Genomic DNA, 14403 nt, shown 5'->3' on the forward strand with positions numbered 1-14403 from the left:
ATATTAGGGACAATACAATGAAATTTACTAAGATGGTAGTAAGAGCTCTATCCTTTTTTTAATATTACATAACCTACAATTCCGGAAATAAAAGAGGCACCTATTATTGCAAGCTTGTCTGTGTACTGAAAGATACTAGTGTCACTGAAGGCAAGAGTGGAAATGAATAAGCTCATAGTAAAGCCGATACCTGTAAATACTGAAACTCCATAAAACTGTCTCCAGTTGCTGTTATCCGGTAATTTTGCCAATTTGAGTTTTATTGTTATCCAACTAAAGCCAAATACCCCTATCTGTTTTCCCAAAAATAGTCCTGCCAAAATTCCTAAAGGGACAGTTTCTAACATCTGATTGAAGGATATTTCTGTGAAATTAACTCCTGCATTGACAAAGGCAAATAGCGGAAGTATCAGAAAGGCGACGACAAAATGCAGGCTCTGTTCAAGCTCTTTGAGCGGTGATGCCTGCTCTTGATTTTTATCTGTCACATTCAGCGGTATTGTAAATGCCAGCAGAACTCCCGCCAGTGTAGCATGGACACCTGATTTCAGGACACTTAACCACAATAGAATGCCTGCAATCAAATAAAAAGATTTTCTCTTTATTCCAAAAGTATTGAATAAAATCAAGATTACTAAAAAACTCATTGCAAGGGCTAATGATAGCATAGATAAATTCGTTGTATAAAAAATGGCAATGATGACAATAGCGCCCAAATCATCGATAATAGCCAGTGCTGTCAGAAATACTTTAAGAGAAATTGGAACTCTTTTCCCCAAAAGAGAAAGAATTCCAAGAGCAAATGCAATATCTGTTGCTGTTGGAATAGCCCATCCCTTAGTAGCTAACGGATTGTTTTGGTTTAATATCAGATAGATTAAAGCTGGAATCACCATTCCTCCAATGGCAGCGATGCCCGGCAGAGCAGCTTGTCTTAAAGATGAGAGGTGTCCTTCCAATATTTCCCTTTTTACTTCAAGCCCAATCAATAAGAAGAAAACAGCCATTAATCCATCGTTAACCCAATGATGCAGAGATTTATTCAAATGCAATGCTCCTATTCCTATTTCTATGGGAAGATGTAAAAATGATTCATAGTAGTACAATAAGAATGAATTGCTGAAGATGAGAGCAACCACAGTTGCAAACATTAATAAAATACCACTTGATGATTCCTTTTCTATGAATTCTTCAATAATTTTCATTAGTGCCTCAAAAGCGATAGTGTAGAGTTTAACATATCAGGCAGAATGATAGAGCATAAATTCTTTGATGATAAAAGATCATCATTTTATTGTGGAAAAAAATTTGCTGAAGATGGTGTTTATGCCATTTTTTAGATTATTTCAGCATTCGTTGTGCCGAGTCCCATCTTCTCTGCTGACCAGATGTGACCAGCCGCTTCATGGGAAACTTCAGGAATTTTCATTTCCCTTCTTTTTTCATTTATTATTCCCATTCCTACGATGTCTGCCGCAACCCTGTCTGTACTCATTACTATTTTGTGGCTTACTCCCTGCGGGGGTGAAGATGGAGCTCCATTGAAAACACCTGCAAGGGCATCGATTACTACTAATTTTGTTTTCTTCATTAGATGTTCGCTTGCATTGACTTCGGCAATTTGCGGGTTGCAGTGATGACGGTGCATCTTGTCAAATGCTTCGGGCATATCAGGAGGGTATAGTCCCACAGATGCCTGCTCGGCAATACTTATGGTGCCATACATATTTTTCAAAGAAAGAGTTACTCCCGTAACTCCCGGGGAATCAGCAGATTTTAGGACAGGAACATTGATCAAGTAGTCAATATGTTGAGAAAGAATTTTGCTGTGTGTTCGCTCGAAGTTTTCAGATTTGATGAATACCTTTGCTTCCGGGTCAAGACCAATATTTTCAGCTCCTTTACCTATGAATGTGCCATAACATTTATATCCTTCTTTCCCTTTGTTTATCTTATATCCTGATTTCTCCAAAAATCCTTCCACATTGTCCCAAATGAGAATATTTTCCTTTTTTATACCTGCTTCAGCCATACTGTCTGCTATGGAATAGACTACTTCAGGGTGAGAAGGAATTCGCCAATTAACACAATTCGGCTTTATACCAATGACTTCATTCTCTTTTAAATTTGGAAAAATTTTGACCCAAGCTTCGGATATGCTTTTAGTATTTGTTATTCTCTTTATTGCTTCATCAACCATTGCCCTTGCCAGTTTTGCATCGATTGAAAAATTATCAGTAATTGCTTTTTTGTCCTCGACTACTGCAACTATGGATTTGGCGACAGATTTTTTCCCTTCATCAGCAAATAAAAAAGTCGGATTGATTCCCGTTATTGCAGCTGCAGCGACGGTTGATTTTAAAAAGGACCTTCTTGTTAATAGATGACTGTATGGGCATCTTTTCTTCATTGGAATCTCCTAAAAAAAGAAAATGTTTGCAAAAAACTCAAGGCAAAAACAGAAAAAAATTAGAACATTTAGTTTTTTTATTCAAGTTTTCAAAGTGGATTCCTCTTTTTTTTAAGGCATAATTCAACAAGTTCTTCAACTATTGCCGTGCCAACACACATAACGGTGTCAGCACCGCCCCAATAAAGCTTCAATGTACCGTCATCTTCGGGCACTGCACCGCAAGAAAAAACAACATTGTGAACATAGCCAGTAATTTCCCACGAATCTTCCGGTTGTAGAATCCAATCATCGGCAACTCCAATAATTTTACCGGGATTTTCAAGCTCATGAAGAGCAACTCCTAAGCGATATATTGAACCGTCCATAGTTTTGAATACGCCATGAAATATATTTAACCATCCCTTGTCAGTCCTTATAGGTGTTGCACCGGGACCTACTTTCATTTCGTCCCAATGATAATTCTGCGGCTTGATGATGATTTCAGAATTGCCCCAGTGAATGAGGTCAGGCGAAGAAGAAATCCAAATCGACCATGGCGATATTTCTGAATGTGGTCTATCAAGACGGTAATAGAGTCCGTCAATTTTTTCAGGAAATAAAACAACATTCCTGTAATCGCATTCTGTTATAAAAGCAATTCTTTCAATATTGTTGAAATCTTCTGTTTTGGCTAATCCGATTCTTACGCCATGTCTTGAATAGGCGCTGTATGTAATGTAATAAATTCCCTCGATTTCACAAAGGCGAGGGTCTTCCACACCGTATTCTTCATAAACTGAAAAAGGTTCTTCTTTCGAAGGAGTAAGAAAGGGTTTGTCATCGGCTTGAAAATTGAATCCATCTTCACTTTCTGCCTTGCCAATTATTGAGCGCCCATTTCTCAGATGAGAGCGGAAAAGCATTATATATTTGCCATCTTTTTTGATGACAGCGGCATTATGGACTGTTTCGACAGGATAGGGAATATCCTTCTTTGTTAAAATAGGATTCCCTTCATACCTTTTTACTAAATCTTTTTTTACTTTCATTTTCTATATTCGTTTTACTTTTGTAGATTTTGCCTTCTCGATGGAGAGGATTTCTTCATAAACTTTGATATAATCATTTACCATTCTTTCAACTGAGAAATTCTTTTCAACCCACCTGCGGCATTCAATGCGCGAGATATTTTTAATTTCATCAACTTTTTTTATTGCATCATCTATGCTTTCAACTAAAAAACCTGTTTTTTCCTTATCGATAACTTCAGGCATACTGCCTCTATTCTTTGCGATAACAGGTGTGCCGCATGCCATAGATTCTATTACAGAAAGTCCAAAGGGCTCGTCGAAGTTGATTGGGTGCAAAAGTGCATAAGCACCGCCCAACAATTCATCTCTTTTCTTTGGTCCTGCGCTTCCCACATAAACGATTTGTTCTCCGTCTATGAAAGGAGCAACCTTTTCATCGAAATATTTTTGGTCCTGAATGATTCCGGCAATAATCAATTTTCTTTTTGTCTTTTTTGCAATTTCTATGCATTCATAAGTTCCTTTCTCATTATGAATCCTGCCAAAAAAGAGAAGATAGTCGCCTCCTTTCTCATTGAAAGTGAATTGATTCAAATCGATGCCATGATGTACTGTTGCAATATAATCAAGCTCGTCCGCTCTGTCCGAATTGCTGATGGAAACATAATATACTTTACCATTGTACTTCTTATATACAGGCAAAATTTTTGGAGACGAGAAACCATGAATTGTTGTTACAACAGGTGTGGATGTCATTGCTGTATATGTCAAAGGAAGGAAATCAAAGTGATTATGGATTATATCGAATTCATCTCCTCTTTCAAAACATTCTGAGATGTGAAGACATTCCCATACTTTTGGCAAGAGAGTTTTGTCATCCTCATATCCATGAGGAGCAACGCTTACAAGTTTAGCTGATGTAATTGAATCTGCTGTGGCAAATAGGGTTACATCAATTCCCTTTTTTACAAGACCTTCTGTAATTAATGAGACAACATTCTCCCATGGACCATAGTGGCGCGGTGGTGTCCTCCATGCTATTGGAGAAAGCATTGCGATTCGCATTTTTTTCTACTGCCTCCCTTCATATTTTTTTACCCATTGCAATAGCTCTGAAAGTTTTGCAGTTGCCATTGAAATGCTTTTGTCTGCGCAGCCATAGTATAACCTAACTTCATTATCTTCTATAATCCATCCACAGGGGAACACGACTTTATCTACATCTCCTATCATTTCATATTCTTCTTCAGGTGAAAAAATCCATTCATCACCTCTTGAAATTACTTTGCAAGGATCGTCAAGGTCAAGAAGTGCCAACCCCAATCTATAGATGCATCCACTTACAGTCCTTTTTACGCCATGATAAAGTATGAGCCATCCTTCATCGGTTTTAAGCGGTGGTGTTGAGGCTCCGATTTTTTCCGCATCCCACCAACTGCCTTCTCTTGCTTTGAGCAATAATTTGTGTTTTCCCCAGTGTATGAGGTCGTCTGAGAATGCAATCCATATATGCGCTCCTGTGCCGGGAAATGTTGAAACAGGCCTGTGAAGCATTGCCCATTGCCCATTTACCTTTTCAGGAAAAATTGCGGCATCTTTGTTTTCAGGGGGTAGTACAATGCCAATCCGTTCAAAAGTTATAAAATCATCTGTAAGAGCAATTGATACCAATGGCCCTGCTTTAGAAAATGATGTATATGCAACAGCCCATTTTCTAATTTCAGAAAGATAGCTTATTCTTGGGTCTTCTATTCCCCAAAATTCTTCAGGATGACGGTCAGGTTGTGGCATTAGTGTTGGCTTTTCATCGCATTTCCAATTTGTTATTCCATCACTGCTTACAGCTTTAGTCAAGTGTGATATTCCTCTCCTATCTTCTACTCTCATTAGAAGAAGCGTCGTATCATTAAATTTTGTAGCACCTGTATTGAATAGAGAGTTGGCTTTATAAGGCAGGTCTTTGACATTTAGCAAAGGATTCCTTGAGTATCTTGTAAACAATTCTTTCTTTTCCATAATCCTTTTACCTTATGTAGAAAACATTTAGAGATTCAGGAAACGAGAAAAATTATCTATGAGAACAGCAAATCTAAGTTTATCTTAAAACTCCAGTCCAAGGTCGATTTTCTTGCCGAGTTTTTTGGCTTCATTTGCCAAAGCATATGCCTCATTGTATTGTTCAGCTACTTTTTCCCAACACACCACTTCTTCAAGGTATTTTTTTAGATTATTGCCAAGCTCGAGACGAAGGTTTTCATCGAGTGCCAATCTAATGACTTTTTTCTTAAGCATTTCTTTTGTTGTGAAAAGAAGACCTCCTTCACTTTCTAATGTCTGAGCTGTCAAACCTTCAAGAGGTGCTGTCGTAATGTATGGTTTATTGAGTGCTATGATTCTTGCGAGAGTGCCTGATTGGGTTTCATCGACTGAAGGCAGGACGATAAAATCGCATGTTGCCATCATCTTATAATAGATTTCACCTCGAGGTATGAATTCATGATAATGAGCTATGCCTTTTGTTTCCAAGAATTGAACTTCACTTTTCCATTCTTCATAGTCACCTTTATGATTTGGATCGCGCATAGCACCTGCGGCAAGAAGCGACCATTCAATACCGCTTGCCTTTTTAATTTCTTCATGAATTTCTTCCCACATTGAAAGCAGAATGTCCCAGCGTTTATTGGTTTGAATCCAGCCAATCATTCCAACAATATGCTGTGTGAGTGTTGTTTTATCGAATCCCAGCTCTTTTCTGATGCCTTCAATTTCATGAAGTCCCCAACGTTTATCTGAACGCGCCCCGTGAGGGACTACCATTATATTCCTTGGTGTATCCCATCCTCTTCCGCTAAAATTCCAGTCAAGCCGCCATTTCTGGTAATGGCATTTAAATAAGACAATGTCGCTGAGTCGGCACATTTCATATATGAAATTTGCTTCAGGATCCCTCAATCTTCCATGAACAGTGTGTGGCTCTACCACTGTTGGATAGTTCTCTATTGCTTCAAGTAATGTTAAGAACCCTTTGTTTTCATCGCCAATTCCTCTTTCATCTATATATTCATACAATCCATATTCATGTTCGAGGTGTACAGCATAAGGATCAAGTTCTTCAATTTTATCTGCAACTGGCTTCCACCAATCCCTTGAGCTTATGTCTATAAGCGGGAAAACTCCTTTTCCGCGTCCATCTGTATGGCTAATTACAAAAACCTCCCTATCTGGGTTCGCTTTTTCTATGAATTCTCTTGCTTCTTCTACGAAAGTGGCAATGCCGCACAATCTTGGTGGATATGAACTGATTAAAACTATGGGTTTTTTATTCATTTTTTACCTCTAAACAATTTTATCCTGCCTGCGTTAAAACTTCCACCTTCTCATCAGCTTTGCTTTTAATTTGAAGATTGAGCATCTTTCTCATATTGAAAAGTGATATAAGCCAGCAAAGTGTTGATTCGGCCCCTTGGTTTTGGTTGATACCCGAAGCCATCAACCCATCACAACAGCCGCCTGTAATATAATCGTAAAGAGGTGCATTTGCATCGTTTCTTCCGAGAAACCATTCTATGCAAAGCCGCGCAAAACTTATCCATTTTTCTTCTCTTGTTACATTATAGGCTTCTCGACATGCTTCTATCATTGAAAGAGCTTCAATTGGTTGTTGGTCAAAACGGGCTTTTACACTGTTTTTTTCAAACCATCCATTGTTTCCTACAGGAGCAAAATATTTATTCACATTGTCTGTTTGGTGTTTCATTAGCCATTCTAAAATTTTTAATCCAATTTCCATCATTTCATTGTCAGGAATCCATTGCCCTGCCATAATGAGCGCTTGAGCAACCTTTCCGCTTCCCCAAGTGACTTTATCGGAAACCCACTGCCAGTCATCGGAAGAATGAATATGGTAGAGTTCTTTCAATTTGCTTGCCAGAAGTTCTCTTGCCCGTCTCGCCTCGCTGTCTCCTCCAAATCGTTTGAGGTATTCTTGAATTCCGATTATGGAAAAGGATATAGGATGGTAATATTTGAATTCAAGAGCGGCAGAAAGAGATTTTTTAAAGAGTGTCAAGGCATATCCTGCTATGTTTTCAAATTTAGATAAACCAACAGTTGCACCCAATGCCCAAATTGCCCTTGCGTAGCTGTCGTCAGAACCTTTCTCATCGAGCCATTTTCGTTCATAATTCATAAAATTTCGAAAACGGCCGTTTTTTTCATTAAAGGCATAGTGCAGGAAACTAAGGTATTTGCACATCAATTCAATTAAGAGGTCTTCTTCAGCAACAAATTCTTGAGCCATCAATACTGCAATCAGTGCGCGTGCATTATCATCGGTGCAGTAGCCATGAAATCTATCGGGGATAATGTATTTTGCATGCTGAAGAATTCCCACATCGTCAGTTAATCTCAGAAGATGATCCAACTTTGGCTGTGGAAGGTCAAAAAGTGTTTTTTCGAGAGTTTTGGTTTTGAACACAGGTTTTGCTTTTCCTTCCATTTCACTTCTGACTTCTTCAAAGACATCGAGATATCTCCGTGATACCTCCTTCCAAATCATATTACGGCAATAGATATAGGCACGTTTTCTCATAGAATGTCTTTCAACTTCATTTGAAAATAAATTTATTACATTTTCTGCCAGCGCTTTTGAATCCCTGAATGAAACAATCCTGCCTCTTCCGTCGGCAAGCATTTCTTCCGCATACCAATAAGGTGTCGAAATGACTGCCTTACCAGCTCCTAACGAATAGGCAAGTGTGCCTGATACTATCTGCTGTTTATTGAGATAGGGAGTAACATAAATATCTGCCGCTCCCAAAAATTCACACAGCTCTTTCAGTTCAACGAAGCGATTATGAAAAATCAAATGATTTTCAACACCAAGTTCTCTTGCTTTCCTTTGGAGAAATATTCTATAGGATTCTCCATGTTCTTTCTTTACATGGGGATGTGTAGCGCCAAGGATGATATAGACACAATCAGGAAATCGTTTGACGATTTCAGGCATAGCATCAATCATATATTCAATTCCCTTATTGGGAGAGAGAAGACCGAAAGTGAGGATAACTCTTCTCCCTTCGACACCGAACTGGTCCTTGTAATAATTGGGGTCAACAAAGGGAACATCAGGAATACCATGATGAATCATAACTATTTTCTCATATGGAATGCCAAATACTTTTTTAAGAATCTCTTTGGCATGTTCACTCATAACAACCAATCGGTTTGATAATTTTGCAATGCTTATCAAAACTTCTTTCTGCTCGTCCGATGGTTGTTCGAGGACAGTGTGAAGTGTTGTAACAACGGGCATCCTGAGATTCGAAAGAAGGTTGATAATATTGCTTCCACAATCACCTCCAAAGATTCCGTATTCGTGCTGAAGGTTGACAATGTCAACATTATTCATATTTAAAAAATCAGAAGCAAGAGTATAGTCTATAAGCTCTCTTTGCCGCACCTCAAATCGCACTTCAGAAGGATAGGGATAACCTTCAGGAATGTCGTTCATGGCAATTGCCCAGAAAGAGGTATCAGGAGCTTCTAATGATAACCCCCTAAGCAAGTCGGAAGTAAATGTTGCAATACCACATCGGCGAGGGAGATAGTTCCCTATCAAAGCAACAGACTTGAGAGATGACTTATAAAATCCTCTTTCAGACATTTTAGCCCTCCTTTCAGCTAAGAAAAGAAAAGCCGAATCAGTTTTATTGCGAAGGACCAATAGAAAAAATAAGAAATATAGGTTAGTAGATATAACAGATTTGGATTATTATGTCATCTTTTTTCTAATTGCTTCAAGAACCTTTTCAGGAGTAATTGGAAGGCTTTTTATCGGATATCCTATGGCATTGTTGACTGCGTTTGCTATTGCCTGTGCCACGCAAACGATTGGTCCTTCTCCAACTTCCTTTGCACCAAAGGGTCCATAGGGGTCATTTGTTTCAACAATAATGTGCTCGACTTCAGGGATTTCAAATGGACGAGGAAGTTTATAATTTAAAAGGGAAGGATTCAAGATTTGTCCATAGTCAAACTTGCACTCTTCAAAAAGGGTTTGACTCATTCCGCTGAATACCTGTCCGTCAATCTGTCCTTCTATTGCCAATGGATTTAATGCTCTGCCAACATCATGTGCGGCCGTTACTCTCAACACTTTTACTTGTCCTGTTTCGGGATTGACTTCAACTTCAGCTACCTGAGCCCCAAAAGAATAGGCGAGGCAGTTATTACCTTCAAAAGTAATCGGGTCAACTGATTGTGTTGGAGGATTGAAAAAACCTCGCCCCATTACATATCTGCCTTCTGATGAGTGCAAGGTATCAAATACGATTTCCTCAAAAGGCAGTGCTTTTTCTTCTTCTCCTCTTGGATAAACCTTCCTGTTGCGAAATACAATGGATGAAGCTTTCACATTGAAATTTTTTGCCGCTGTTTTTAAAAGTTGCCTTTTTGCATCGAGCGCTGCATTTTTTACAGCATTTCCTGTTGTAAGCGTCCCACGCTGTGAGAAGGCCCCAATGTCAAATGGTGTTACATCGCTATCACCTGAAACTACGGTAATATCTTCTATTTTTATTCCAAGTGTTTCCGCCGCAATCATTGCAAGGACAGTGTGAGAGCCCTGTCCCATATCAGGAAGTCCTGTAAATAGGGAAACTTTGCCGTCTTCTCCGATTTTTATGAATGCAGCCGAAGTATCATGGTCGAAAACACCTTTTCCGCCGGAATTCATAACACCACAGCCAATGCCAATTCCTCTAAATGGAGGCAGTTTTCCTCTTTTTCTTTTCCAACTGGATTTTTTCAAGACTTTCTTTATACATTCTTTCAAGCCACAGCTTGCATAATAGTTTTTGCTAAGGGTCCTGTATCCCTTTGAAACAGCATTTTTAAGACGAATTTCTGCAGGGTCGATGCCAATGTCTTCTGCCACAAGGTCAAGATGAGTGCCAAATGCAAAGCGTGCCGGCACAAATCCTCCTCCATGATGAAAAAGGTAGGGGATATTGTTTGTATAAACAATCTTGGCATTGTATTTAAAAGCGTTCATCTTATAGAGCATTTGAAGTCCCAGTCCCACGAATCTTGCCATTGTGAACTGAGTTTCAATATATGCACCGCAGTCGTAGAGGGCTTCTGCTTCAACGGCTTTTATAGTACCGTCCTTCATAACAGCAGTCTTGAACCTGAATTTGTTTTTTCCTCCGCTTCTGCAAACTAAAAACTCCTCTTCCGGAGTGCAATGAATCTTTACAGGTTTCGATGATTTCTTGGATAAAAGGGCCGCGAGATAATGATGGGCGCGAGCAACTCCTCGTCCTGAGAAAGCGCCACCTGTATTCAGATTCAACACACGGACATCGCTTTCATTGATTCCAAGTTTTTCAGACATTCTTTTCTGTATCAGCGGTGCAGTTTGGACAGGAAGCCAGATTTGTAGTTTCCCGCTGTGAGTAAAATCTGCAATAACTGAATGATGTTCGGCAAAGGCATTATGTGTTGCTTCTGTGGTGTATTCATCCTCTCTTATGTAGTCGGCTTCGGCAAATTCTTTTTCACAGTCGTCAAAGTTTATTTTTACCTCATCAGCAATGTTGTCATCCATAAAGTTATGAATGGGGGGCGCTCCTTTCCTGAGTGCTTCATCAATGGAAAGGATTGGCATTTGCGGTTCAAATTCCACTTTTATTAGCTCCAATGCTTCGATTGCTGTATCTTCATCAACTGCAGCAACTGCGGCTATTTCTTCTCCAAAGTGTTTGACTTCATCTTTGCAAAGCAGATTTTGTTCGGGACCTAACATTATTCCTGCTGTGTCTTCATAAGTTACAATTGCCTTTACTCCCTTCACTTTGGCAGCTTTACTGGTATCTATGTTGAGAATTTTGGCTTTTGGATAAGGGCTTCTCAATATTTTCCCATAGAGCATTCCTGCAGGAGAATAATCATCTGTAAATTTGGCTTTGCCAGTTACTTTTTGGGCGGCATCAAGGCGAGGTTGTCTCTTCCCTATATTTATGAAATCGTTTTTTTTCATTTTTATAGAAATTTTTGTAAGACATTTTTAGGATATAATCAATATTCATTTGATTGAAAAAAACTTTTTTTATCCATTTTTACTGATACTTGCAGGGGCAGAATAGCTCATCTTTTCAGTTAGTATTCTACCTTTCAGTGCAGATGCTACAATCTTATTTGTTTTAAGCCAACAGGGAAAATATTGTTTCGAAATATTCAAATGAGACTATGTAAGAAGGATTATTGATGAAAAGGTTGAAATATGAAGAAAGAAAAGCCGTTGAAATTAACTGCCCTCTATGGCTTTTCTAATTTTTATTGCGAGTTCTCGCGAAGTAAAAGGCTTTTGAATTACAACATTATCTCCAAATAATCCGTCTTCTTTTGCGATAATGGCTTCTGCATATCCTGACATAAACATTATTTTAATGCCTGAATTCAATTTTTTTATTTCTTTTGCAAGAATATCACCACGCATATCAGGCATTACAATATCAGTCAAAAGCAGGTCTATATTTTCGTTGCTGTTTTTTAATATAAGCAATCCTTCATCTGCATTAGAGGCACTCAATACCTTGTAGCCAAGCTGTTCAAGTATTTCTTTTGTCATTTTTCTCACCACTTCTTCGTCTTCTACGACAAGGATGGTTTCATTACCCTCGGGAATTTTGTCTAAAAAAAGTTCGCTGATTTCTTCCTTTTTCATTCCTTCAGCCACAGGGAGGTAAATTTTGAATGTCGTTCCTCTGCCAATTTCGCTGTACACACTGATATACCCATTGTTTTGCTTTACAATTCCATAGACGGTGGAAAGACCAAGTCCGGTGCCTTTATCAACATCTTTTGTTGTAAAGAATGGCTCAAAGACATGAGATAGAGTTTCTTTATCCATTCCACAACCATTGTCTGAAACAGTAATCAAAACATATGCTCCTTCCTTTGCTCCCCTATGATTTTTTACGAAGAATTCATCGAGATATACATTGGTGGTTTCTATGATAAATTTTCCTCCATTGGGCATCGCATCTCTTGCATTGGTTGCGAGGTTTAGCATTATTTGGGAAATATGGTCAGGGTCAGCTTTTATTGGGTTAATATTTTCATTCGTTTTGATTTCAACCTTGATATCCTCTCCTATAATTCTTTTTAACATCATTTCAGTATTTTTTAATGCGTTGTTGACATCTATTATCTGAGGCCTAAATATCTGTTTTCTGCCAAAGGCAAGAAGCTGTTTTGTGAGAGAAGATGCTCTTTCTCCTGCTTTTACTATTTCATTTATATACCTTTGTGCGGTTTCCATTTCCGAAGGCAGGGTTTCCTTTAAAAGTTCGCTATAGCCGATTATTCCAACCAATAGATTGTTAAAATCATGTGCAATTCCTCCTGCTAAGCGGCCTATTGCTTCCATTTTTTGTGCTTGTAGAAGCTGGGCTTCCATTTCAACTTCGCGGCTTACATCTCTCATTACAGCAACATAGCTGATATTATTTCCTTTTGTGTCTTTTATAGGGGAAATAGTTGCATCTTCGTTATAAAGAGAGCCATCCTTTTTGCGGTTTATGAGCCGTCCTTTCCATGTTTCGCCTTTTAAAAGTGTTGCCCATAACTCCTTATAGAAATTTTCATCCTGTAAACCGCTTTTCAAAAATGCCGGTGTCCTCCCAATGGCTTCTTCTTTTTTATATCCTGTTATCCGCTCAAAGGAATCGTTGACATAGGTAATAACGCCTTCCTTGTCTGTAATCATAATGATGTCCCAAGACTGGTTTATTGCTTCAAGAAGTCTCTTTTGTTCTTCTTCTGCTTCAATGCGGCTTGAAATATCCAGTACCATACACAAATGACATGGCTTTGATTCATATAGTATTTTTTGGATATATATTTCTACCGGATATTTACTCCCATCTTTTCGTGTATGCACCGCTTGAAATTTGACCAACTTCTTTTCTCCGCTATCGACTTCTCTGGTTATTTCTCTTATTTTTTCCCAAGTCATTTCCGGTTTTAAATCCAATGGAGTCATTTCCCTCAATTCATCCAAAGAATATCCCAGATTGTCTCTCGCCGCTTTGTTGACTTCTATGAATTTGAGGGTTTCAGCATCGAGTATGTAGATTTCATTGAGAGAGCTTTCAAATATTTTGGCAAGATGCTCCATCCTTTCTTCAGCTAACTTTTTTTCAGTCAAGTCTGTTGTAACAATATAGCGGTATGTCTTGCCTTCTTCTGTTTTTCTTGCGCTGTATCGATGCTGGACATAAGCCAGTGTGCCATCATTTCTTTCATTCCAGCACTCAATTTCAACATATGGCAGTGATTTTGATATTGCTTCCCTTTTAAGTTCAATCATTTTCTCTCTGTCTTGGGCGCTGATAAATTCTTCTGCTTTTTTAGTTTTTAAAATCTCTTCTTTTGTTCTTCCGAGGATTTCACACATTCGGTTATTGATATAAACTGGCTTATCCTCTTCAATTATTAGAATTCCATCTTGAATGCTTTCTGCCATATAGCGGAAACGCTCTTCGCTAATCTCGATTTTTGACATCGTTTCTGAATTTTTTTTCAGAAAATAGTATAAGAAAATGAAAAACGCTCCAATGATTGTGCACCAAACAACAACCATCCCCCAAAAAATAGCCGTAACTCGCATAAAGTTTTCCTTGCGGCCTTCTTTGAGGAAGTTTTTTATATTACTGTATTCTTTTAGGAGATTTTCAAAATGGGCAGCATATCTGTTGATTATTGAGGCAGTATCAAATGATTCATTGCCTGCGATTATTTTGGATACAAGGGACGACACTCGAGTGATATGATTTTTGTATTTTTCAAGATATTTTCTTACCTCTTCATCTATAATGGGCTTTACAGAAAAACCGGGCGGCTTCTTTGAATCTTCAATTACTGTATTAATGTCATTTATTTCTCTTTTTAAATCTTTTAAAATGTCTTTTAGAC

General features: G+C 38.4%; 9 protein-coding genes. All 9 read right to left on the bottom strand.

Features of this window, described 5'->3' with window-relative positions:
• Window positions 1–47: 47 nt before the first annotated feature.
• Entirely contained in the window at window positions 48–1205 is a 1158-nt protein-coding gene (nhaA, locus tag D6734_02950; GenBank protein RMF96967.1) for a Na+/H+ antiporter NhaA, read from the bottom strand.
• 131 nt (window positions 1206–1336) lie between these two features.
• The gene (locus D6734_02955) at window positions 1337–2410 is read right to left on the bottom strand and encodes a DUF362 domain-containing protein (protein ID RMF96968.1); all 1074 of its coding nucleotides are present in this window, start codon (window positions 2408–2410) and stop codon (window positions 1337–1339) included.
• 89 nt (window positions 2411–2499) lie between these two features.
• On the bottom strand, window positions 2500–3441 hold the full coding sequence (locus D6734_02960) for a glycosidase (GenBank protein ID RMF96969.1): 942 nt from the start codon (window positions 3439–3441) through the stop codon (window positions 2500–2502).
• Between the two features lie 3 nt (window positions 3442–3444).
• Entirely contained in the window at window positions 3445–4488 is a 1044-nt protein-coding gene (locus D6734_02965) for a glycosyltransferase family 4 protein (protein RMF96970.1), read from the bottom strand.
• Between the two features lie 6 nt (window positions 4489–4494).
• Window positions 4495–5439, bottom strand: coding sequence for a glycosidase (locus D6734_02970; protein RMF96971.1), 945 nt, complete (start codon window positions 5437–5439; stop codon window positions 4495–4497).
• A gap of 84 nt (window positions 5440–5523) precedes the next feature.
• Entirely contained in the window at window positions 5524–6750 is a 1227-nt protein-coding gene (locus D6734_02975) for a glycosyltransferase (GenBank protein ID RMF96972.1), read from the bottom strand.
• A 19-nt stretch (window positions 6751–6769) separates the two neighbouring features.
• The gene (locus D6734_02980) at window positions 6770–9088 is read right to left on the bottom strand and encodes a glycosyltransferase (protein ID RMF96973.1); all 2319 of its coding nucleotides are present in this window, start codon (window positions 9086–9088) and stop codon (window positions 6770–6772) included.
• Window positions 9089–9196: 108 nt separating this feature from the next.
• On the bottom strand, window positions 9197–11464 hold the full coding sequence (locus tag D6734_02985) for an aldehyde oxidase (protein RMF96974.1): 2268 nt from the start codon (window positions 11462–11464) through the stop codon (window positions 9197–9199).
• 267 nt (window positions 11465–11731) lie between these two features.
• Window positions 11732–14403 (bottom strand): PAS domain S-box protein (locus D6734_02990; GenBank protein RMF96975.1); only part of this gene is annotated, 2672 nt, incomplete at its 5' end.

The organism is Candidatus Schekmanbacteria bacterium (assembly GCA_003695725.1).
Classification (GTDB): Bacteria; Schekmanbacteria; GWA2-38-11; order GWA2-38-11; family J061; genus J061.